This window comes from Bacillus sp. UNC438CL73TsuS30 (assembly GCF_000482325.1).
GTDB lineage: Bacteria > Bacillota > Bacilli > Bacillales > Cytobacillaceae > Neobacillus.
The window spans coordinates 138854-162727 of record NZ_KI535296.1 but is presented as its reverse complement, the minus strand read 5'-3'; the positions used below and the strand labels follow the sequence as shown (position 1 = coordinate 162727).

Below are 23874 nucleotides of genomic sequence, written 5' to 3'. Positions count from 1 at the left end.
CCACCTCACACGCACAAAACACCCAAAAAGTCCACGAGCGGTGTCAGGCACCGCTTATTTTTTTGTGTACAAAACTACATTTTTCTGTTCCCTGAATATATTGCTGAGGTGAAAATTTGATTAAGGGGTGTTTCCTTTTTGAAAAAACGGGCCATTTTTACAATTCCAATCAGTGTGCTGCTTATTGCGGTTATGGTTACTTCCTTCTTTCTAATGAGCATTAAGCCGTCCACTGGAAGTTTAAAGACCGGGCAAAAGCTTGCGGAGTACATCCGTCCTGCCGTTGTACGTATTGTGAACTATGCCGTTGTCAGCTGGCAATATAACGGCTATAACGCAGATATCAACGATTTTTTAAAACAATTAAACTATCAATCCGTAATTGGCGGGTCTGGGTCCGGTGCGATTATTAGTTCAAATGGCTATATCGTAACCAATGCCCATGTAGTAGAAATCTCCAAAATGGAAAAAGGTGATGTTGCCACAGAAGCCATGCATCAGCTGGCCGAGCAAATCGCTAAAACCTATAATTACGACTATAATGCTGTCGTAAATTATCTCGCTAAATATAATCTCTACACTGACGTTCAGATGGTCACAAAAGTAATCTTGCCTGGCGGAGATATTCTCAACGGGGAAATTAAAGCCTACGGTGCCCCTGTTAATCAAGGCAAAGACGTAGCTGTGCTCAAAATCGAAGGGAAAAACTTCCCTACTTTAACACTTGGAAACTCCGATAATATCCAAAACCAAGACAATATCTGGGTCAGCGGCTATCCAGCGGCGGCTGATTCTGACCTATTATCGCCAGATTCCTCGTTAATTTCGACAACCAATAGCGGCCAGATCACCACCGCTTCAAAAAATACGAAGCAAGGTAGTCCAGTGATTCAACTAAATGCTGCCGCCACCCACGGAAATAGCGGCGGACCAGTGGTGAACGAAAAAGGAGAAATCATTGGTTTATTAACATTTAGAGGCGACACCGTCAATGGACAGGAGGTTCAAGGCTTTAACTTTGCCGTGCCGGTTAATACCGTGAAGGAATTTGTTAACGATGCTGGTGCCAAAAATTCAAAGAGCGACACCGACACTCTCTATAAAGAAGGACTTCAATTGTATTGGGGCGGTTATTACAAAAATGCCTTAGAAAAATTTGAGGCCGTCCAGCGGATCTACCCGAATCATTCAGAAATCAAGCAATACATCACCAATGCGGAGAAAAGGGTCGACGACAGTAAAATTCTTTGGTCCGATTACCGCACCCTCTTCTATATTGTCGATGGTGTTTCAGGGCTCTTAGTCATTTTACTATTGGTTTTCACGTTTGCCTTTAGACCAAAACAGCAGGCTCTTACGGTAGCAGCAAATCCGTCGCCGGCACCTGTTCCTCCTACCCCAACGCCACAAAGCACGCCGGATAGCATTCTCGCTGACCTAAATAAAGATGGAAAAATTGATGTACAGGAGCTCCTGAAAGCCTTACAAGAGCAGCAAAAGAATCAGAAAAAAGAGGATGAGTAACTAGTTCATCCAATGGAAAAAGGGATGTAGATTAAGCCTCTACATCCCTTTTCCTTTATAAAATAAGACTGCTTTTGCGTCTCCCACTTACACCTGTGTTCAATTTAATGGCTTCCCAAATACTTTGATCGGTAATCTCCCTGACCCCATGCAGGTCAGCAATTGTCCGAGCCAACCGGATGATTTTAATATAAGTTCGATTACTCCAATTTTTTTTGATGGAAACCTGTTGTAGGGACCGTTGCTGTTCATTGGTTAATGGACTCATTTTGACTAAGACCTCATAAGGCACCCTGCTATTACAAATTTCATCCCCATATCGATCGTACTGCTCTCTCTTGCCGAATCTACCCTCTTTCTTACTATTTGCGAAGACTCCTCCGTTTTTCCCTTTAAAGAACGAAAATCCTCTGATTTCATAAAAAGCTGAATATCAAATCGATCACGTAATGGGCCAGAAAGCTTATTTTGGTATGCCCGAATTTGCTTTGATGTGCAAATACAATAATGGCTATTTGACCCGGCATACCCGCACGGACATGGATTCATTGCAGCCAGCAAAATAAAGGAAGCCGGGTAGGAAATTGAAGCATTAGTGCGGCTGATGGACACACTCCCACTTTCCAAGGGTTGCCTGAGCATTTCCAATGTTGTTTTCGAAAACTCAGCAACCTCATCTAAAAATAAGACTCCGCGATGGGCTAGCGATATTTCTCCAGGCTTTGGGAAGCTTCCTCCCCCAATAATTGAAACAGCAGAAGCGGAATGGTGAGGGTTCCGAAATGGAGGCATTTTCGGAGCGTCAATGTTATACCCTCTCAGCTGGTAAAGGCTGATCATTTCAAGTTGGGCATCCTTTGTCAAAGCAGGTAAAATCGTCGGGAAACACTCCGCTAGCAAGCTTTTTCCACAGCCTGGAGGCCCGGTAATCAGCACGTGGTGTTCACCGGCGGCTGCTGTTTCCAGTGCATATTTTGCATAGCGCTGACCGATGATTTGCGCAAAGTCGAGATAGGTTGTCACAGGTTCCGTCTGCTTAGGCTGATGCTGGATGGGGGGCTGCCATCCGCCCTCTAGATGGGCAATGGCTTCTTTTAATGAAGTAACATGGACGAGTTCCATTTTGGGAAACTCTAGATAGGGCAGTTTTTCATCAAAGGGTAGATAGAGCCTTCTTAGGCCAAGGTTTTTGGCGGCCAACACGGCTGCTAGCATCCCCTCGAAAGGCTGGATTAGCCCGTCCAGGGACAGCGCACCGATAAAGCCGGTTTCTTCCGGGATTGTAACGGTAAGTTCCTTAAGACTTAACAACACACTGACTGCCATTGGAAGGTCAAACGTCGGGCCGCTTTTTTTCTGCTCTGCTGGGGATAGATTGATGATGATGTTTTGGCCAGAGAGGGTGTAGCCGAGGGAACGAAGGGATGCGAGAATACGGAGTTTGGATTCTTTCACAGCTGCATCGGGCAGGCCGACAATTTTGATTGAGTCATTGCCGACAAATGTCCCGACCTCGACATTTACACGATAGCCCTCAAGCCCTTTTAGGCCGATGCTGGTTACTTTAGCAGACATAGTTTTGTCTTCCTTTCAATAGATTTCTTCAATAAATTGTTTTGCTGCTTCATCAATAAATGGCTTTTCGAGAAATTCACGGTAATGTTCGATTGGCGGGTTTGGGAAGTAGGAAAAAATCTGCTTCGTTTCGATAAGCGGGTTGGTTTCACCGAGAAGATAAGCGCGGCTGCTGCTCCAAGGATAATCCTCAGGGCGTGCTACAATTCCCCCCTTGACAGGGTTTAGGTGAATATATTTGCTGAGGTCGAGCTCATAGGCGGCAGAATCAATCAGCTCGCCATTATAGCGTTTTTCAAAAAGATGTCCGCTAAACTGGTATTTTTTGTTGAAGTACCGGGCGTATTTGGTATTGAGCTGGCTCATAATGATGCTCGGAGATGTGTCGATGGTTTCAAGCTGAAGATGTATGTGATTGGTCATCAGACAGTAAGCCTGGATGATAAAAGGATATTCTTGTTTAATTTCTGCTAGTAGTTTTAGATATTTATAACGATCGCTGTCATCTAAAAATAGTGGTAGTTTTCGAATTCCACGGCTGATGATGTGGTATTTAAAGCCGGGGAGCCAGGCGCGAGGCTTACGGGCCATAAGGGGTCACTCCTTTTTAATGGTTGGGTTTGGTAGAGAAGGTTCCGAGGAACTGGGGGATTGTTGAGTTTAAGAAGACAAGTTTCCTCTCCTAATAATAATTCAATTTCTAGTTTTAAAGTCCTGCTCGATTTATAAAAAAATTGTCGATTCCTAGATTAATTCTAAGAGTTTCTTATTCTATTGAAAAATATTAATTAGTAAATTATTATTATTTTTAAGGTAAATATAGGGAAAAGGGGTAATTTGAAAATGAAACGTTTTTTTGCGTTTTTACTCGCTTTTGGGCTTGTTTTAGGTTTTTCATATAGTTCAAGCTCACCAAATGTAGCAGAAGCGAAAACAAAGATTGTTACGTTTAAAAACTGTAAGGCTATGAATAAGGTGTATAAGGGGGGCGTAGCCCGTTCTTCGAAAGTGAGAAACAAGGGAGGAAGGACCCACTTCAAACCATTTGTTTCAAAGGCACTTTATGATGCGAATACATCGCGTGACCGCGATAAAGATTTGATTGCTTGCGAGCGATAAAAATACTTATGCAAAAAGGCTGGAACTTCTCCCAGTCTTTTTTTTGATTTGTCCACCCCACGCGTACAAAATTGGCAATTTGTCCACGGCCGGTGCCTGTCACTTTGATTGTCACTTTGTTTGAAATTGTAACGAAACAGAAATGTATAAAAATCCCATATAGATAATATTCATTTTATATACGTGGTATTTATCCTTTTTTCTAGGGGGAATGACTCTGAAAACCTTGAGGGTAATTTTAAAGGTGATTAGCGGCCTCTTTTTCTTGGATGGCATATATCTATTCGTTACAGGTCAGAGGTTTCCAGGAATTGTAGCGATTATTGTTGCCTTTTTATTTTTCCCCGGCGGAGGCAGTGGAAACCAAAATGCTAAAAGTAATGACCCTAATGAAAACGGAATCTCTTATGAAAGAGAATACTCTTCTGAAGGACATTATTCAGATGGGGACCGGGGCTCCGAAGCAGATGTTGAGGATTAATATTCATGCAAAAAAAAGATGAAACTTATTTTAGATACGATTAATTATAAAATATCCCCCTTCCCCATTACTCTTTATCCTTTTTCCACTTTCAAATCAGCTCCTCATTAAACTTATAATCCAAAATGATTTCCTTCAACAATTTCACCTTATCATAAAAGGTTAAGTCCACCCCACACGGACAAAATAGACAAAATGTCCACGAAGGGTGCCTGTCACTCCATCCGTTACCTTGAGAAATTGCCAAAATGGGTGTTGCGGAATTTTCTGAATTATGTTATTTTTTATTTCATTAGGTGAAGTTTAGACTTCACTTTTATCTAATTTGAATTTTATACTTCACCATTATGGAAGGGTGATTGTCATAGTATTTCTAGAAAGTCTTAAATCCCAGTTCCCTACCCTCTCCAAGAGCCAGCAAAAAATCGCTAAATATTTAATGGATCAGCCGCAGCAATTTGCGATAAAGTCAGCGGGAGAAATTGGGAAAGCTGTGGGGGTAAGCGAAACCACCGTTATTCGTTTCTGCTATTCCTTGCAATTTAATGGTTTTTCCGAGATGCAGAAAACCGTCAGGGAAAGTTTGTTATTACCAAAAAGCAGTTTGGATCAGTACTATTCTAATAAGCTAGAATTGGTTAATCAGCCACATTTCTTTACAAATGTAATGGATCAGGATTGCCATAACATCAAGCGGACTGCCGAACAAATCGAAGAGAGTCATTTCCAAGAAGTGGTCAATCACCTCATTCAAGCAAAGCAAATATTTATTACTGGTTTACACTCTTCCTATGCAGCCGCACATTGGCTTTCCTTTACCCTGGGATTAATGAGAGAAAGAGTTTTCTTATATAAACCTGATACCGATCATCTATTAATGACATTGGATCGGATGAATGACCAATCTGTCTTTTTAGCCATCTCCTTCCACCGCTATTTAAAAGAAACGGTTAAAATGGCAGAGCTTGCAAAGAAGCAAGGAGCAACAGTAATAGGAATCACCGATTCATCAGTCGCTCCGATTAGCCAGTATGCGGATGTGATCTTAACGATATCCCAGCCAGAAAAATCAACACTTGATGCCATGCCGTCTCTCTTTTCTTTATTAAATGCCCTAATTGCCAATGTATCGGTACAGAATAAAGAACAATTCGAAAAAAGAAAACAACAATACGAAACACTTAATGTCGACTATCTTTTTTGTGACTAATCATTTTAAATGTCCACCCCACGTGGACAAAACGGACGAAAAGTCCACGAACGGTGCCTGTCACCGTTGAAAGAAACATTTTTTTAGGAGGCGAGTTGTATGAGAGCTGAGCTTGATGAGTTACGGCCAATGCTACTTGAGGTTTTTGATCATTTGCATCGGAATCCTGAGGCGAGTTGTATGAGAGCTGAGCTTGATGAGTTACGGCCAATGCTACTTGAGGTTTTTGATCATTTGCATCGGAATCCTGAGGCGAGTTGGGAAGAAGTAGAGACTACCGCTTACATAAACAATCTATTACAGCAGCACGGGTTCGAGCCGCAGACATTTGAGGATTGTACCGGGCTTGTGGTTGAGGTTGGTGATGGTCCGCGTAAAGTCGGGCTGCGGACCGATATCGATGCCCTTTGGCAGGAGGTCGATGGCACCTTCCAAGCCAATCACTCCTGCGGTCACGATGCCCATATGACAATGATTATCGGCACCATGCTACTCTTAAAAAAACTAAACTATCAACCTAGTGGAAAGCTCAAAGTTCTGTTCCAGCCTGCAGAGGAAAAAGGCACCGGAGCCCTTAAGATGGTGGAAAAGGGACTTGTCGATGACCTCGACTTTTTATATGGCGTCCACCTTCGACCCATCCAGGAAATCCCGGATGGTACAGCAACACCAGCCATTTTCCATGGTGCAGGGAAATTTATCACCGGAGAAATTATTGGTGAGGATGCTCACGGGGCAAGACCCCATCTAGGAAAAAATGCAATTGAAATCGGCGCAGCGCTGATCAATGAAATGGCGAAAATCCACGTCGACCCAATGGTCCCTTCCTCCGTGAAGATGACAAAGTTCCATGCCGGTGGTGAAAGTAGCAATATCATCCCTGGATATGCAAGCTTCCATCTCGATCTTAGAGCACAAACCAATGAGGTCATGAAGGCTCTGACAGCTAAGGTGGAAAAAATTGCGGAAGCCATTTCAATTCTTTACGACGTGAAGATTGCTCTAGAAACTAAGGCCAATATTTCTGCAGCCAAAGTGGATCCACAGGCCCAACAGCTTATGGAAAAAGCAATCATTGAGACGCTTGGTAAAGCGACCGCTCCTTATCCAACAAGCGGCGGCGAGGATTTCCACTTTTATACGGTCAAGCAGCCAAACATTAAAGCAACCATGCTCGGTCTTGGGTGCGGCCTATCTCCAGGTCTGCATCACCCAAAAATGACCTTTAATCACGAGTCCCTGTTCACGGGAATAGAAATCTTGACTAAAACCATTATGAATACCTTTGAACACTTGAAAAAGGAGGCACCCCAAACACATGAACAGCACTGTTGAAATCAGACAACTGACAACCATTGAAGAACTTGAACAGGTCCAACAACTCGAAAAAGCAGTCTGGAAGGACCAGGTGATCCCCGTTCACCAAACCCTGACCGCTGTCAAAAACGGGGGAATTATCGTCGGAGCCTTCCATCAACATCAACTGGTAGGTTTTAGCTACGGCTTCCCAGGCTTTGTAAACGGCAAGCCCTTTCTTTGCTCACATATGCTCGGGATTGACGAAAACTTCCGTGGTCAAGGCATTGGTGAATTTTTAAAAAAGGCGCAAAAGAACGTTGCAATCGAAATGGGCTATGATTTGCTCACTTGGACATATGACCCGCTTGAAAGTGTCAATGCCTTTTTGAATTTAACAAAGCTAAAGGCCATTTGCAGTACATATGTGAAAAATTGCTATGGGGATATGAAGGATGGGCTCAATCAAGGCCTGCCTTCCGACCGGTTCCAGGTGGAATGGTGGATTACAAACCCTTATATTATGGAAGAACATCAGGATGAGCCGTCGAAGATTGAACGGTTACCGTATCTGCAAACGGGAAATGGCTTTCCACAGCTTGCCGATTTGAATCCGAGCAATTATTTCAGCCATGAAGCCTTGCTTGTTCCCGTTCCAAAGCAGTTCCAGCAAATGAAAAAAGATGAACCGGAGCTTGCGCTTGATTGGCGTCTGAAGACAAGAGAAATGTTTAATACCCTTTTTGACAACGGTTTTGCTGCCATAAAGGTTGTAAAAACAGATGACGAGCCTGTCCATTACTATTTACTAAAAAAACGGGATTTACTTCCGGTAGAAAGAAGGCCTTTTAAATGATCATTAAGCAAGTAATTCTCCGTCACTTAAAAATGAAGATGAATTTTCCATTTACAACCAGCTTCGGAACATTCTTGGACAAGGAATTTATTTTAGTAGAGGTGAAAGATGAGAATGGCGCCACTGGCTGGGGAGAATCCGTGGCCTTCCCGTCCCCACTATATAGTGAAGAAACATTAAAAACGAACTGGCATATTCTTGAAGATTTCTTAATCCCGATGATTAAGGATAAGAAACTCTCCCACCCTGATGAAGTGTCAGCTATTTTTGAGCCAATCCGAAAAAATAACATGGCAAAGTCAGCCATTGAGGGCGCGATTTGGGACCTGTATGCGAAACGGGAAAACCTTCCGCTCGCAACAGCACTCGGAGGCGAGAAAAAGGAAATTGAAGTCGGTATCAGCATCGGGATTCAAAAATCAGTAGACGATTTGTTGGGAATTATTGACGGTTCAGTTTCAGAAGGCTACCGACGTATCAAAGTAAAAATCAAACCGGGCTGGGATGTTGATGTTATCCGTGAAATCCGCCGCCATTTTCCAACCATCCAATTGATGGCTGATGCAAATTCTGCCTATCGTCTTCAAGATTTGGAGTTGTTAAAGCAGCTGGACGAGTTCGGCTTAACCATGATTGAACAGCCCCTCGCTTCTGATGACATTGTCGACCATGCGCTTGTGCAAAAGCATCTGACTACACCGATATGTCTGGATGAAAGTATCCATTCCTATGAGGATGCACGCAAAGCCATCAGTCTCGGAAGCTGTAAAATTATTAATATTAAAATTGGCCGAGTTGGCGGACTTACAGAGTCGAAACGAATTCATGACCTATGCATGGAACAAGGTCTGCCGGTATGGTGTGGCGGGATGCTCGAGGCCGGGGTTGGCAGAGCGCATAATATCGCCTTGACTACGCTCGCAAACTTTACGATGCCTGGAGATACAGCAGCATCTTCTCGTTATTGGGAGCGGGATATTATTGATCCGGAAGTTACAGTCCATAACGGGCTTATTACTGTGCCAAGTAAGGCAGGAATTGGATATGATCCGAACATTGACGCTATTGAGTCATTTACAATAAGAAAGCAAATTTATTAAATTAAGGGGAGTTGGCCTCCTCTCTCTTTACGGGTTAAATTTTCCGAATTTTTCTAAAACTACAAAGGAGAATGGATATGAAAAAAAGTTTTCAGATTGCCGGTGCTTATGTCGGAATCATCGTTGGCGCCGGATTTGCTTCAGGGCAGGAAATTCTACAATTTTTCACCAGTTTTGGCTGGATGGGAATCGCTGGAGGCATCATTGCAACCTTTTTCTTCGCCTTTTTGGGTATGCAGCTGACTCAGCTGGGCTCGCGTCTTAAAACAGATTCCCATAAAGACGTCATCTATCATATTTGTGGACGTTATTTAGGGGTTCTTGTCGATATTATTATTACCTTCTTCTTATTTGGTGTTGCCGTTGTAATGATGGCCGGAAGCGGCTCGATTTTTGAACAGCAATTCGGACTGCCTGCAATGGTCGGGAACATTGTTATGGCAGCTCTGACGATTTTAACCGTTTGCTTGAATGTACAAAAATTGTTGAACATCATTAGTATGATTACACCGTTTTTAATGGTATTGGTCTTAATTATCACGGGGTATTCCCTTTTTACAATGGACCAAAGTTTTGCAGACCTTAATACGATTGCAAAAGCACAGCCGCAGGCAGCATCGAATTGGTTAATGGGCGGACTTCTTTATGTTTCCTATAATATTGCTGCAGGAGCAGCGATGCTTGCGGTCATGGGAGGAACGGAAAAGGATTCGAAAGTGGCTGGACGTGGCGGTATTCTAGGAGGACTTGGCCTGGGATTATTGATTTTATTGATCAATATCGGAATGTTTGTGAAAATGGACCAGTTGAAAGGCGTGGACATGCCTACATTGATGCTTGCCAACCATATGCATCCGGTTCTAGGTGCATTGATGTCGATTGCCTTACTTGGGATGATTTATAACACAGCTGTTGGAATGCTGTACGCGTTTTCCGTACGCTTGATCAAACCTTCTTCTAAAAAATTCAAACCAGCAGTCATTGGCTTCGGCGTTCTTTCCTTTGCAGCCAGCTTTGTCGGATTCATCAAATTAGTCAGTACGGTATACCCGCTAATGGGCTATCTAGGCTTTACATTAATTGCGGCCATTATCCTCGCCTGGTTCCGTTCACGGAAAAATAGAGGGATTGATAACAATACCAGAATTGCAGGGTAATAGGATTACTCCATAACACCATGTATAACTAATAAGGGATTGTCCATTGTCGGTCAATCCCTATTTACTCAAATACCCATATAAAAGCAAACCATTCATGAGAACAACGTAAAGAATAATTTGTACAACGATCAAAAAAGCGATATCCTTCATTTTCTCCGCAAACTTTATATAAAGTAAACTGCCAACAATCAGCTCTAACAATGGCGCCCATATAATCATCCAACCCATTTCGCTTCCCTCATTTTCCTATTCTAGCATAATATTAAACAACATTAATATCGTATGAGCCAATAAAGCAATTGTCAATAGCCCTTATGCGGCCACTGTTATTCGACAAAATTCGGGTGGTGACAGGCACCTGTCGAAAAATCTATAAAAATCACCTGAAATAACCAAAATCCCCCACCAAAAGTGAATTTTGATCTCCAAAATCAAGTTTTTAGCTGTTACTTACATTCAAATTTTATTTTGGTCGGTTCGATGGAAATGTTTATTCCCGATATGGTAGAGGTACCCGGGAATAAAAGGTGAAGCGCGCTTTCTGAAAGGATTTCCCTTGGAAAGCTTTGAAGAGTTGGTTGTCCAGTATAGTCCGATGATCCATAAAATCATTCACACATTGCATATCTATAAAAATTGGGATGAATTCTATCAACATGGTCTGATTGCCCTTTGGGAGGCAAGCAATCGCTTTGACCCCGAAAAAGGAAACTTCACCACCTACGCCTATAACTATATTAGAGGGTTCCTTCTATTAGAATTAACTAAAGCACACAAGTATGAAGAAAATTGTGTCTGTCCCAAAGAAGAATTCTGGGAAACTGCCGAAGGGATTGTCATTGATTATCCTTTAGAGACAGAAACCATCCTATCCGTTTGCACCACCTTAACACCCAACCAAAGGAAATGGGTACTGTACACTGCCCTATATGATCTTTCAATTAAAGAGATTGCCATTAAAGAAAAGGTCTCCATGTCAGCTGTAAAAAGCTGGCGTGCGGGAGCACGCGAAAAGTTGAGGGAGAGGATAGCTGAATAAACAATAAGGAAGGGAACGAGTCCAGACGGGGCCGTTCCCTTTCTTATTAAAAAATTTGGCAGATAGCGAGACTTATACAATTCCCCCTATGAATATTGTAATATATAGTAGTTAGACAAAAAGTACTGTTTTCAATAAAATTCTAGTTATTTCGGAGGTGCCTAGCACCGAAAGGGGTATTGGTCGAGTGTACAAAAAGATTGCAGTCTCTCTTCTTTCTGGTTTACTAGTTTTTTCTTCTTCGGCTTCGACTCTAGTATTTGCGGCGGGGAATGAGCAGAAAGATGAGAACTATGCATTAACACAAAAACACGACAACAAGGTGCTGGAAAAATCCATTTCACACTCAGACCTTGTTGGCAAAAAGAAACTGGCAATGCAATCAGCACGGGCAGCTTTTTCAAAAAAGAATCAAGAAAAGTATGTGCCTGGTGAACTGATTGTTAAGTATAAAAATAATACGGTGTCCACGAAGGTTCGGACAAAGCATTCGCTCAAATCGCTGAAAAGGCTAAAGGCGATTGATGCGGAGGTTGTGAAGGTACAAACTGGCACGTCAATGGATAGCCAAATGGAAAAATTGGAGGCAGATCCATCTGTTGAATATGTTCAGCCCAACTATTTATATAAACCTTCTGCTCTCCCAAATGATCCGTCGTTTAATCAATTATGGGGCCTCCACAATACTGGACAAAAGATTTCCGGCAACATTGGGTCCCCTGATATGGATATTGATTATCCGGAAGCGATGCAGGAGTTTAGTAAGCTCTCAAATCCTAGTCAGACTGTGGTCGCGGTGATTGATACGGGGGTGGATATCAACCATCCTGATTTGCAGGCGGATATTTGGACGAATCCTGGTGAAATTGCCGATAATGGCAAGGATGATGACGGAAATGGCTATGTAGATGATGTGCATGGCTGGGATTTCCTTCACCATGATAATTCCGTTTTTGATGCGGCTGATGGCGATGAGCATGGGACCCATGTGGCGGGAACGATTGCGGCATCAAGTAATAACGGTCTTGGGGTAACAGGGATTGCCCCCAATGTAAAAATTATGCCGTTAAAGTTCATTGGCCCTGATGGCGGTTCGACTGCAGATGCGATTTCAGCGATTGATTACGCGGCGAAGATGGGCGTAAAAATTTCCAATAACAGCTGGGGCGGTTCTGATTATGACCAAGCCCTGAAGGATGCGATAGAACGCTCAAACATGTTATTTGTCACGGCGGCGGGTAATGACGGGGAAAATATTGACTCTAATCCTGATTACCCGGCAAGCTTTACCAGCCCAAATATTATTTCGGTTGCAGCGATTGATAACACAGGTAAACTAGCAGACTTTTCGAACTACGGGACTCGGAGTGTGGATATTGCTGCGCCCGGTGTGAGTATTCTAAGTACGGTTCCGAAAAAATTAGAGGCTGGCGTTTCTGCTCAGATTAATAATTCTGCTAATCAATATAAGGCGATTGTGAATGGCTTTGGTTTTGAAAATTTCAATAGCACAGACCGTCCAGTGGCTTTTAAAAAGGCAATTGATTATTTAGGAGTTACGCCGGATTCAAAAATTTTATTGGTTCAGGATGATGAGTCTGACGATGGGTACCAGAGCTTCCTGAAAACTTATGAGGATCTATTACAACAATCCGGGATAACCAATTATAAAGAAGTGACAGTGTCAACAGATGAGTCCGGCCCTGACGCGGCAACCCTCAGCAGCTATGATTCGGTTATTTGGTTTTCAGGGTACGCGATGGGAAATCACTATCCTACTTTAACCAATAATGATCTCTCTTCCCTCGATCAATTTTTGAAAAAAGGCAATAAGTCACTGCTTTTAAGCGGTGAAGATTTATTGTATCAAAATGAGGATTCCAGCTTTGTAACGAATACCCTCTCCCTTCAAATTACGGGGGAAGGTGCGGCAAGAACCTCTATTGGGGTACCTGGGACGATTTACGATGGTGGAAAGTACCCGCTTGGATATGCTCCTTACACTGATTATTTTACGAGTAATAATCCGAACTTGGCGAAAATCAACCTGATTTTCCCTGCTGAAACGAATTACAGTGATGCATATGAGTTTTTTGACGGAACATCGATGGCCACGCCTCATGTGACCGGTGTTGCCGCACTATTGGCAGGAAAATATCCAAGCTTTGATGCAGTGCAATTGAAAAAGATTCTTCTCGCATCCGGCGACAACTTGAGTTCATTAAATACAAAAATTTTAGGCGGTAAAAAGCTGAATGCCTATAAGGCTCTAACCTACTTCAGACCAAAAGTTGGTCAGGTAACTGAAAGATCTAACTCGGTCACGGGAACAACTGAACCGGGGGCAACGGTTACAATTAAAATTGGCGACCGGCAATATACGGCAGTCGCAGATAGGGATGGGCATTTTACTGTAGCGATTCCTGTGCAAAAAGCAGGTACGGTTTTATCTATTTCGGCTGGAGATGATAGTGATGTTGTAAGCGTGAAGGTCGCTGATGTCACCGTCCCTGCGATTACGATTACGAACACAGTGTCAAACCTTACTAAGGAAGTAATCGGAAAAACGGAGGCCGGAGCGACGATTACGGTTGTAATTGCTTCCACAAGCTATAAGGCTGTAGCCAATTCTAGCGGAAGCTTTAAGGTGGTCATCCCGGTACAAAAAGCTGGAACGAAGCTAACTGTAACCGCTAAGGATGCTGTCGGACATGTAAGTTCGGTAAAAACCATCACGGTAGCCGATAAAATCCCTCCTGCCTCGCTAAAGGTTAAATCCGTTTCAAACCTGTCGAAGACGGTTAGCGGCACAACGGAAAAAGGCGCATCCATTACCGTTGTGGCAGGCTCGAAAAGATACTATGGCAAGGCCGATTCTTACGGAAACTTTAAGGTCGGTATTTCCACACAAAAAGCCGGTGTTAGGCTGTCAGTGACCGCTAAGGATGCTGCTGGAAATGCACGCTCGGTGCCAGTGACTATAACAGATAAAAAACCTCCTTCTGCCCCAAAGGTGAAAACCGTTGTAAAAAGCACAACGAAATATCTTAGCGGTACAGCAGAAGCGGGTTCCATGATTGTCGTCAAAGTTGGCCATAAAGTGGTTGGAACAACCAAGACCGACTCCCATGGTAAATTTAAAGTAAAAATAAAAGCACAAAAGAAGAAAACGGTTCTTGCTGTTACAGCAACAGATAAGGCCAAAAATGTAAGCACAGCTACGAAAATAAAGGTAAAATAAAATTTGCGAAAAAATCACATAGGTGCCTGACACCTATGTGATTTTTTCACATTCCACCCCTAAACCCCCAATATTCTCCACTTAATCCCAGAATAAGGTAAACATTTCACATTTTCGTCATAAAAAGCCGTTTTTTAAGAAAAATGTCATTAAACTAGTAAACGATTGAAATATAACTGTAACACTACCATGGTATATTTTTAGTATCAAAGAAAAGGAGTTTGAATTATGAAAAAATTCCTCACGACAATAAGTCTTGCAGCATTTCTATTACTAGCACATAATAGTGGAGCATCCGCAGCATCTAATACATATACTGTTAAAAAAGGCGATTCCCTTTATAAGATTTCCAGAACGACCCATGTTTCGATTACCAATCTAAAAAATTGGAACCATCTTAAATCAGATGTCATTCATCCAAACCAAAAATTAAAGATTATCAAGCCTGCTACTAGTAATGTTACAAAAGCAAAAACTAGTAAAACAGTTAAAAAGTCTTCTAGCAAAGTAACCGTTAAGAAGTCACAAAAAGTAGTAAAGACCATTACAGTAAGCGCTTCTGCTTATACGGTTAATTGCGCAGGCTGCTCAGGTAAAACCTACACAGGTCTTAATCTAAAGAAAAATCCGAATCTAAAAGTGATTTCAGTTGACCCTAGAGTGATTCCACTAGGCTCAAAGGTATATGTTGAAGGTTACGGCTATGCGATTGCCGCCGACAAAGGCAGCGCCATCAAAGGAAAAGAAATCGATGTTTTCATGCCTACTTATAAAAAAGCCATTCAATGGGGCAGAAAAACAGTTAAAGTGAAAATCTTAAAATAGAATATAAATGAAAGTCCCAAATGCTGAGGTTAGATCGTGCACTTGGGACTTTTTTGTTGCGGTTTTTTTGTCGGCTAGGCCCCTATCAGTTTCCCCTATTCCCACCTTGCTAGACATCCCAAACTGACTTATGATGAAAACAACAACCAAAAAATGTATTCACTCCATCATGTCCACCCTACACGGACAAAACGGGCGAAAAGTCCACGAACGGTGCCTGTCACCTTGTGAAACGGTGTGAAAACTAAAAAAGGAGGTACAGTCATGAACCAAAACGGTATTTTCAAGGCCGTTTGCCCGCTTGATTGTCCGGATCAATGTGGTCTTCTTTTACAAAAGGAAAACGGGAAAATTATTAAGGTGGAGGGAGATCCTAATCATCCGGTAACTCAAGGCCATATTTGTAATAAGGTCAGGAATATGACTTACCGGATCAATGATGAGAAACGTTTGAAATACCCGCTAAGACGAACGGGGCGAAAAGGAGAAGGTCAGTTTGAACAGATCACTTGGAATGAAGCAATCCAAACGATAACCGACCATTGGAAAAACCTGATCCAAACCGATGGACCGGAAAGCATCCTCCCCTACAGTTTTTATGGGAATATGGGAAATCTCAGCGCGGAAGGCATGGACCGCCGCTTCTTCAATCGCCTGGGCGCATCCCAACTCGAACGATCCATCTGCTCCTCTGCGGGTTCAGCCGGCTATAAATATACGATGGGCGGCAGCTTCGGCATTGATCCTGAAGATACCATCCATTCGAAACTTTTTATTTTTTGGGGCATCAATGCCGTCAGCACCAATATGCATCAGGTGGCGATTGCCCAAAAGGCCCGCAAACAAAACGGGGCGAAAATTGTTGTCATTGACGTTAACAAAAACCAGACTGGTAGATTAGCAGATTGGTTTATTCCGATTTTACCAGGAACCGACAGCGCCCTCGCCCTTGGTATTATGCATATTTTATTTGCCGAAAATCTAGTCAACGAAGACTTTTTACAAAAATACACCGTGGGATACGAAGAACTTCGCGAACATGTCCGCCAATATGACCCGGACACTGTTTCAAGAATCACAGGTGTTTCTTCCGAGGATATCTATAAACTGGCGCGAATGTACGGAAAAACCTCACCTTCTTTTACTCGAATCGGAAACGGTCCGCAACACCATGACAATGGCGGGATGTTCGTCCGAACGGTTGCATGTTTACCAGCACTCACCGGCCAATGGCTTGTAAAAGGCGGCGGAGCTATTAAGGGAAATGGCGGCTACTTGTCACATAATGTGCTTCGATTACAGCGCCCAGATTTATTAAAAAATAAAAACACCCGCGTTATTAATATGAATCTTCTTGGTGAAGCATTGCTGACATTGGACCCACCTGTGAAATCCCTTTATGTGTACGGTTCAAATCCGGCTGTTGTGGCGCCTAATGGCAATAAAGTTCGCGAAGGCCTTGCCCGGGAAGACTTATTTACGGTCGTCCATGATTTATTTTTAACCGATACGGCGAAATACGCTGATATCATTTTGCCAGCGACATCATCCTTTGAAAATACGGATTTTTACACCTCCTACTGGCATCACTATATCCAGCTTCAGCAGCCCGTCATCGGGCCATACTACGAGGCAAAATCGAATATTGAAGTTTTCCGGCTGCTGGCCGAAGCGATGGGTTTTGATGAACCTGTGTTTAAACAATCGGAAGCGCAAATGATTGCCGAAGCATTGGATCATTCGAGAAATCCTTATTTGGAAGGCATTGATTTTGCGAGGCTGGCCGAACATCATTATCTGAAAGCAAAGGTGAAACCACTTTTCCCTGGAAAGCTTGCAACCCCAAGCGGAAAAATTGAGCTTTACTCAGAAAAGATGAAGGAAGATGGGCATCCCCCATTGCCAACCTTTATACCTTTACAAGAGGACGGGGATTTCGACTATTCCTTTGTTCCGGCACCTAATCATAATTTCTTAAACTCTACTTTTTCAAACAATCAGAAGCACACCACACTTGAAAAAGAACCGCGTCTGCATATGAATGTTCGCGATGCAGTTAAGGAAGGAATTGTGGACGGTGCCCAGGTCCGCATCTGGAACCACCGAGGCGAATGCGTCCTAAAAGTAAGCATCGGCGAAAACGTCCTCCCAGGAGTCCTCGTCACCCAAGGCCTCTGGGCCGACCAACAAGGCACCAGGCAACTCGTAAACACCCTAACACCCGACCGAATCGCCGACATGGGCGGCGGCGCCACCTTCTTTTCCGGTAGGGTAAATGTTGAAAAAATCTAATCGACAAAATTCGGGCGGTGCCTGTCACCACCCGAATTTTGTCGAACCATACCTCCCCAATCCAAAACTCATCAATCTTCTACAATTTTCCGGGAAATACTATGAATAAATTGTCTGAATATTTGTTATTATATTAGGTTACTCTCTGTTACGAGGTTCGTTACAATTATAGTAATAAAGGAAATGGAGGGGTGGCTTTGAAATCTTTGTTGAAATTAACGATTCTACTTTCTCTACTAGTTGGCATCTTTCTTCCATTTAATATCCCTGCACAGGCGGTTACTAAGTCCAAGTCGACCGCGACCGTAATGGCAAGTATATTAAATGTAAGAGAAAAACCTAGCCTCAACGCTAAAAAAATAGGAACCTTGAAAAAAGGCACCAAGGTCACTGTCTATTCTAAAATGAACCACGGAAAATGGTCCGAAATCCGTTACAAATCAAAAAAAGCCTATGTTTATACGAAGTATCTAAAATTCACAGCTGCAAAACGTGCAAGCTATCTAATAGACAAAACCAAGATTTATACCTATACAAGAAAAGATGGAACCTACCAATTGATCCCCACTGGGAAAAAGTATAACCAAATCTGGGACAAATGGTACTATTCTTCCAAGGAGTCTGGAAAACAACTGTTCATTGTTAGCGAAAACAGTAAAGGCCTTTACACGGGATATATTGACTCCGAATACTATATCGATATCAAATACCCGGCAAAAGTAGGGCAGTCTTGGGACGTCGGTTACGAAGGTGAAGGCAAGGCAAGGATTACCTCCATTACGAAAACCGTCAAAACCCCGGCTGGTACCTTTAAAAATTGCATCATCGTAAAAGAGGATTCCGGCTATATCACCTATTTCGCCAAAAACATCGGGCTTGTGAAAGCGACCAATAACGGGAAAACAGTTACGATTTTAAAAAGTTTAAAGAAAAAATCACCGGCCAACTAGGCAGGTGATTTTTTCACGTAAAAGCACTATCTCTTCTTCGGTATAAAATTAAAGATCTCCTCGGACTCAAAACTATCCACTAACCGGTTCAGCCAGTCATAGTATTCAAGCGCATCAGTAAGTTTATCAATATCCAACCGGGCCTTCTCTTTCGTTAGCTCCTCAACACTTTCATCCTCTATAAGCAACCGAAGCTCCCGAAGTGATTTTTCCATCGCTGAAGCATTGATTGAGATCCCGGACCTCCACTTAATCGTAAAAAAATCAATAAAGGTTTGATACCAATCCGATTCGGCTTGATAAAGATCCTTCCTGACCCCTTTTTTCCATACCTTCCCGACCATTTTTAACTCTAAAAGACTTCGGACAGATGTGCTCATACTCGTTTTGCTCATCCCGAGCTCTTCCTTCATATCATCTAATGTCAATGGTCCCTCCTGAAAATACAAAGCACCATATAAACGTCCAACAGATTCCGTTACACCATATAAATTCATATTTTGAGAAATCGCCTCTATTACCCGCTCACGGGCATGCTCAAGCTTTTGTTCTCCATCCATGATCCAATTCACACTCACTTTACAATCGTGTCCTTTATAAGATTATCATGAAAAATTGAAAAGTAAAGGAGCTAGTTAGGGAGCATTAAGGAGCATTTCAGAGGAATTGTAAGAATAATACGAATACACTTTGTAAAGTTTTTTCTGTACGTTCTTTATGAACGGATTTGACCAAATACCAACATTGCCCAGTAAATCCAAGATAATCTACAATAAGATAGTCAGTTGGAAAAAATCGAGGTGAACTATGAGTAACAACTATAAAATTCAAGTTCGTAATGTCACAAAAGTTTTTGGAAAATCAAAAACGGCTCTTCAGCTATTGAGAAAGGGAGAGACTAAACAAAGCATTTTAAAGAAAACTGGTGCAACCGTAGGTGTTAGCCAGGCCAACTTCGAAGTCGAAGCCGGCGAAATTTTTGTCATCATGGGTCTATCCGGAAGCGGCAAATCCACATTGGTGCGATTAATCAATCGCTTGATTGAGCCTACCTCCGGTGAAGTCCTGATTGATGGGAAAGACATTGTAAAAATGAACAAAGAACAGCTTCGAAACGTACGCCGAAAAAAAATCAGTATGGTCTTCCAAAAATTTGCACTCCTCCCCCACCGCACGGTTTTAGAAAATACCGAATACGGGCTGGAGGTTCAGGGGGTTGCAAAAGAAATCCGCAAAGAAAAGGCGCTGGAGGCTTTAAAGCTTGTCGGGCTCGAAGGATACGAAAACCAGTACCCGAAACAGCTGAGCGGCGGAATGCAGCAACGGGTTGGATTGGCACGTGCCCTTGCCAATGATGCCGATATTCTCTTGATGGATGAAGCCTTTAGTGCACTCGATCCCTTAATTCGCAAAGATATGCAGGATGAGCTGCTCGAACTTCAGTCTAAGATGAAAAAAACAATTGTGTTTATTACCCACGATCTGGACGAAGCGCTCCGAATCGGTGACCGTATTGCCTTGATGAAGGATGGTTCAATTGTTCAAATTGGAACACCGGAGGAAATCCTCATCAACCCATCAAACGACTATGTTGAGAGATTCGTAGAGGATGTCGACCTATCCAAAGTATTGACAGCCGGTCATGTCATGAAACGTGCTGAGTCTATTTCGATTGAAAAAGGTCCGAGAGTTGCCCTACAGATGATGAGGGAACTAGGAATTTCGAGTATTTATGTCGTCGATAAAAAGAAAACTCTGCTCGGAGCGATCACTGCCTCTGTTGCAAAAAATGCGCTTGAACATGGCCTCTTAGTCCGGGAAATTTTACAAACGGATATTTCCACTGTTGCGCCCGATACTTTATTAACCGATTTATTTGAAAAAGTCTCGACTGCATCCATTCCGGTAGCAGTTGTCGACGAAAACAAGCGCTTAAGTGGGATTCTTGTCAGAGGGGCCGTCATTGCTGCGCTGGCGGGCAACAATGACACAATTAATCAATTAGAAACCGCAAAATCCGAAGTCGCAGCCGTTCAAGAAAGTAGGGGTGAATAAACGATGGAAAATTGGTTGCCAAAACTCCCGATTGCCGATTGGGTGGATGCTTTTGTCAATTGGCTGACGACAGCTTTTGAAGTGGCTTTTGACGGAGTTTCCGAAGTCCTTGAATCATTTGTCGATGGCTTAGTCGCAGGATTCGGCTATATCCCTTCCTATATATTTATGATTCTATTAACACTGCTTGCTTGGAAAATCGCTAATAAGGGAATTGCACTTTTTACATTAGTTGGTTTATTTTTAATCGCCAATCTTGGCTATTGGGATCCAATGCTCCAAACCTTGGCGCTTGTACTCACAGCCGTCATCATTTCGATTGTTTTAGGCATACCGATGGGTATTTGGGCTTCACAAAACCAAGCAATCAAACAAACGGTGACACCTGTTTTGGACTTTATGCAAACAATGCCTGCCTTCGTCTACCTGATTCCAGCCATTTTCTTCTTTAATATTGGTGTTGTTCCAGGGGTTGTCGCATCGGTTATATTTGCGATGCCGCCGACCATTCGCTTAACGATTCTCGGCATCCAGCAGGTTCCGGCCGATATTATTGAAGCCACCGAGGCGTTTGGCTCGACAACCGGACAACGTTTGCTAAAAGTACAATTGCCGCTGGCCATGCCTACGATCATGGCCGGGATTAACCAAAGTATTATGCTCGCGCTATCCATGGTTGTCATTGCTTCCATGGTTGGAGCTCCAGGTCTTGGTGCCGATGTGTACCGGGCCGTAACACAGATTCAAATTGGTAAAGGGTTTGAAGCTGGTCTTTCAATTGTCGTCATCGCCATCATTCTTGACCGGATTACGCAAAATATAGGAAAAAACAAAAAACAAGGGGGAACTGCCTAAAATGAAAAAATGGATATTGATGTTACTCGCCGCTTTATTGACCATGGGACTTGCCGCATGTGGATCAGATAAAACAAGTTCGGATGCCAAGGGAAAAACAGTCGGGGATAGTGTTGATTATAAAATCATCGGGATTGACCCTGGTGCCGGTTTGATGAAGGCATCTGCCAAAGCAATCAAGGATTATGGGTTAGATGATTGGACGCTGGTTGAAGGTTCAAGCGCTGCAATGACTGCCGCTTTGAAAAAAGCCTATGACAAAAAGGAGCCGATTATTGTTACTGGCTGGACTCCGCATTGGATGTTTGCCAAATTTGATTTGAAATACTTAGAGGATCCTAAAGGTTCGTTTGGGAAAGATGAAACGATCCATACGATTGCCCGTAATGGCCTTGAAAGAGATTTACCAGAAGCCTTTAAGGTTATCGATCAATTCCACTGGACTCCCGATGATATGAATGTCGTGATGAACGGTATTGAAGATGGAGACCAACCAGAAGATGCTGCCGCTAAATGGGTAAAGGATAATGCGGATAAGGTAGCCGAATGGACGAAGGGTGCGAAGAAAGGATCCGGTGATAAAATTACGCTCGGCTATGTTGCATGGGATAGCGAAATTGCCAGCACCAATGTCCTTGGGAAAGTCTTAACCGACATGGGCTATAAAGTTACGTTAAGACAAGTAGAAGCAGGACCAATGTGGACCGGCATAGCCGATGGCAGCCTCGATGCCTCCGTTGCAGCCTGGCTCCCATCCACCCATGCTGACTACTACAAAAAATACAAAAACAAATTCCAAGACCTCGGCGAAAACCTAGCCGGCACAAAACTCGGCCTAGTAGTTCCAGCCTATATGGATGTTAATTCAATTGAGGACTTGAAATAATATTCGACAAAAAACGGGTGGTGCCTGTCACCACCCGTTTTTTGTCGATATTTAATAATAGGGTAAAATATCACAAATCCCATACCATCTTCGTTTAATTGCATATTATAAACTTGAATTTTATTGTAATGGAGCGTGGAAAATGGGCCCTAAAGATAAAGATAAGTTTCGCAAGATATTACGTCTTTTGGAAAAAATTTGGGAAGAAATCGACAATCCAAAGCATGGTCTTAAGGAAATTAAGTGTGAAATCAGATGTATAGAAAAATTGCTTAAGAATCCATCGTTTGGATTGAAAGAAATCAAATCGGAAATAAGATTGATTGAAAGTTTGCTTCAGAATCCCTCTTTTGGTTTGGAAGAGATTAAGTCAGAAATAAGGCTGATTGAAAGTACTCTTCAAAATTTTTCAACTGGTTTGATTGTCAGCATTTTAAACAATCCTTCCTTTGGGTTGCAAGAAATCAAATCCGAAGTTGCGGCCATTGAAAGTGCCATCTTCAATCCTTCCTTCGGGTTACAAGAAATCAAGTCCGAGGTTGCCAACATTGAAAGTATTCTTCAGAATTTTTCAACCGGTTTGATTGTCAGTATTTTAAACAATCCTTCCTTTGGGTTGCAAGAGATCAAATCCGAGGTCGCTGCGATTGAAAGTGCCATCTTCAATCCTTCTTTCGGGTTACAGGAAATCAAGTCCGAAGTGGCCAATATTGAAAGTATTCTGCAGAATTTTTCAACCGGTTTGATTGTCAGCATTTTAAACAATCCTTCCTTCGGGTTGCAAGAGATCAAATCCGAGGTCGCCGCGATTGAAAGTGCCATTTTCAATCCTTCCTTCGGTCTAGAGGAAATCAAATCTGAAGTGGCCAACATCGAGAGTATTGTTTCCAATCTCTCACTCGGCGTGATTGTGAGTATCTTAAACAATCCGTCATTCGGATTAGAGGAAATTAAATCTGAAGTCGCTGCCATTGAAAGTGCCATTTTCAACCCATCTTTTGGCTTGGAAGAAATCAAATCTGAAGTCGCTGCTATCGAAAGTGCTATCTTTAATCCTTCCTTTGGGTTAGAGGAAATCAAGTCTGAAGTCGCTGCCATCGAAAGTGCCATCTTCAATCCTTCCTTCGGTCTAGAGGAAATTAAATCTGAAGTCGCCGCCATTGAAAGTGCTATCTTCAATCCTTCCTTCGGTCTAGAGGAAATTAAATCTGAAGTCGCCGCCATTGAAAGTGCCATCTTCAACCCATCGTTCGGCTTGGAAGAAATTAAATCTGAAGTCGCTGCCATCGAAAGTGCTATCTTTAATCCTTCCTTTGGTTTAGAGGAAATCAAATCTGAAGTCGCTGCCATCGAAAGTGCTATCTTTAATCCTTCCTTTGGTTTAGAGGAAATCAAATCTGAAGTCGCTGC

Annotated in this window: 22 protein-coding genes; 17 read left to right on the top strand and 5 right to left on the bottom strand. The window is 42.7% G+C overall.

The window, feature by feature from the left end; translation table 11 throughout:
* The first annotated feature begins 138 nt into the window (after positions 1-138).
* Positions 139-1524, top strand: a complete 1386-nt coding sequence (locus M028_RS0122505; RefSeq protein WP_026575849.1) for a S1C family serine protease — start codon at positions 139-141, stop codon at positions 1522-1524.
* Positions 1525-1579: 55 nt separating this feature from the next.
* On the opposite strand, the gene M028_RS33990 is transcribed toward M028_RS0122505, so the two are convergent.
* Genes M028_RS33990 through M028_RS30840 form a run of 3 tightly spaced genes read right to left on the bottom strand, consistent with a single transcriptional unit; the run spans position 1580 to position 3690 of the window.
* Positions 1580-1816 carry a hypothetical protein gene (locus tag M028_RS33990; RefSeq protein ID WP_331280334.1) on the bottom strand — a complete coding sequence of 79 codons (237 nt, stop codon included), beginning with the start codon at positions 1814-1816 and terminating at the stop codon, positions 1580-1582.
* Entirely contained in the window at positions 1798-3099 is a 1302-nt protein-coding gene (locus M028_RS30845; RefSeq protein ID WP_331280333.1) for a YifB family Mg chelatase-like AAA ATPase, read from the bottom strand. Before M028_RS30845 ends, M028_RS33990 begins: the two co-directional genes overlap by 19 nt.
* Positions 3100-3114: 15 nt before the next feature.
* Complete coding sequence (locus M028_RS30840; RefSeq protein WP_051591201.1) at positions 3115-3690, bottom strand: transposase; 576 nt, start codon at positions 3688-3690, stop codon at positions 3115-3117.
* Positions 3691-3942: 252 nt separating this feature from the next.
* On the opposite strand from M028_RS30840, the gene M028_RS0122490 reads away from it, so the two are divergent.
* The 7 genes from M028_RS0122490 (at position 3943) to M028_RS0122460 (ending at position 10318) form a co-directional block, all read left to right on the top strand.
* Positions 3943-4218, top strand: coding sequence for an excalibur calcium-binding domain-containing protein (locus M028_RS0122490; RefSeq protein ID WP_026575848.1), 276 nt, complete (start codon positions 3943-3945; stop codon positions 4216-4218).
* A gap of 211 nt (positions 4219-4429) precedes the next feature.
* Entirely contained in the window at positions 4430-4699 is a 270-nt protein-coding gene (locus M028_RS0122485) for a hypothetical protein (protein ID WP_026575847.1), read from the top strand.
* Between the two features lie 355 nt (positions 4700-5054).
* A complete protein-coding gene (locus tag M028_RS0122480) occupies positions 5055-5909 on the top strand; it encodes a MurR/RpiR family transcriptional regulator (RefSeq protein WP_331280332.1) in 855 nt (284 codons plus the stop codon).
* Positions 5910-6089: 180 nt separating this feature from the next.
* The gene (locus M028_RS0122475; RefSeq protein WP_026575845.1) at positions 6090-7244 is read left to right on the top strand and encodes a M20 peptidase aminoacylase family protein; all 1155 of its coding nucleotides are present in this window, start codon (positions 6090-6092) and stop codon (positions 7242-7244) included.
* Positions 7228-8061 (top strand): GNAT family N-acetyltransferase, encoded by an 834-nt coding sequence (locus M028_RS0122470; RefSeq protein ID WP_026575844.1) that lies wholly within the window; start codon positions 7228-7230, stop codon positions 8059-8061. Before M028_RS0122475 ends, M028_RS0122470 begins: the two co-directional genes overlap by 17 nt.
* Positions 8058-9161: an o-succinylbenzoate synthase gene (gene menC / locus M028_RS0122465; RefSeq protein WP_026575843.1), complete on the top strand. Its 1104-nt coding sequence runs from the start codon at positions 8058-8060 to the stop codon at positions 9159-9161. Before M028_RS0122470 ends, menC begins: the two co-directional genes overlap by 4 nt.
* Before the next feature lie 77 nt (positions 9162-9238).
* Complete coding sequence (locus tag M028_RS0122460; protein WP_026575842.1) at positions 9239-10318, top strand: YkvI family membrane protein; 1080 nt, start codon at positions 9239-9241, stop codon at positions 10316-10318.
* A 60-nt stretch (positions 10319-10378) separates the two neighbouring features.
* Here M028_RS0122460 and M028_RS33030 read toward each other — a convergent pair whose 3' ends face one another.
* On the bottom strand, positions 10379-10549 hold the full coding sequence (locus M028_RS33030) for a hypothetical protein (RefSeq protein ID WP_155925745.1): 171 nt from the start codon (positions 10547-10549) through the stop codon (positions 10379-10381).
* Between the two features lie 328 nt (positions 10550-10877).
* On the opposite strand from M028_RS33030, the gene M028_RS0122450 reads away from it, so the two are divergent.
* From M028_RS0122450 to M028_RS31630, 5 genes are all read left to right on the top strand, one after another.
* Positions 10878-11360 carry a sigma-70 family RNA polymerase sigma factor gene (locus tag M028_RS0122450; RefSeq protein ID WP_026575841.1) on the top strand — a complete coding sequence of 161 codons (483 nt, stop codon included), beginning with the start codon at positions 10878-10880 and terminating at the stop codon, positions 11358-11360.
* A 187-nt stretch (positions 11361-11547) separates the two neighbouring features.
* The gene (locus M028_RS31635; RefSeq protein ID WP_051591200.1) at positions 11548-14601 is read left to right on the top strand and encodes a S8 family serine peptidase; all 3054 of its coding nucleotides are present in this window, start codon (positions 11548-11550) and stop codon (positions 14599-14601) included.
* A gap of 228 nt (positions 14602-14829) precedes the next feature.
* The gene (locus M028_RS0122440) at positions 14830-15426 is read left to right on the top strand and encodes a 3D domain-containing protein (protein ID WP_026575840.1); all 597 of its coding nucleotides are present in this window, start codon (positions 14830-14832) and stop codon (positions 15424-15426) included.
* Between the two features lie 264 nt (positions 15427-15690).
* Complete coding sequence (locus tag M028_RS0122430) at positions 15691-17718, top strand: molybdopterin-dependent oxidoreductase (protein ID WP_026575839.1); 2028 nt, start codon at positions 15691-15693, stop codon at positions 17716-17718.
* Positions 17719-17915: 197 nt separating this feature from the next.
* Entirely contained in the window at positions 17916-18668 is a 753-nt protein-coding gene (locus M028_RS31630) for an SH3 domain-containing protein (protein WP_051591199.1), read from the top strand.
* Positions 18669-18694: 26 nt separating this feature from the next.
* Here M028_RS31630 and M028_RS0122420 read toward each other — a convergent pair whose 3' ends face one another.
* Positions 18695-19228 carry a GbsR/MarR family transcriptional regulator gene (locus tag M028_RS0122420; RefSeq protein ID WP_026575838.1) on the bottom strand — a complete coding sequence of 178 codons (534 nt, stop codon included), beginning with the start codon at positions 19226-19228 and terminating at the stop codon, positions 18695-18697.
* 247 nt (positions 19229-19475) lie between these two features.
* Between M028_RS0122420 and M028_RS0122415 the strand changes: the two genes are divergently transcribed.
* The 4 genes from M028_RS0122415 to M028_RS33430 all read left to right on the top strand — a co-directional run.
* Positions 19476-20723, top strand: coding sequence for a quaternary amine ABC transporter ATP-binding protein (locus tag M028_RS0122415; protein WP_026575837.1), 1248 nt, complete (start codon positions 19476-19478; stop codon positions 20721-20723).
* 3 nt (positions 20724-20726) lie between these two features.
* Positions 20727-21578, top strand: coding sequence for an ABC transporter permease (locus M028_RS0122410; RefSeq protein ID WP_026575836.1), 852 nt, complete (start codon positions 20727-20729; stop codon positions 21576-21578).
* Between the two features lies 1 nt (position 21579).
* Positions 21580-22464: a glycine betaine ABC transporter substrate-binding protein gene (locus tag M028_RS0122405; protein WP_026575835.1), complete on the top strand. Its 885-nt coding sequence runs from the start codon at positions 21580-21582 to the stop codon at positions 22462-22464.
* A 142-nt stretch (positions 22465-22606) separates the two neighbouring features.
* On the top strand, positions 22607-23874 hold a 1268-nt coding region (locus tag M028_RS33430), incomplete at its 3' end, for a hypothetical protein (protein ID WP_197031458.1).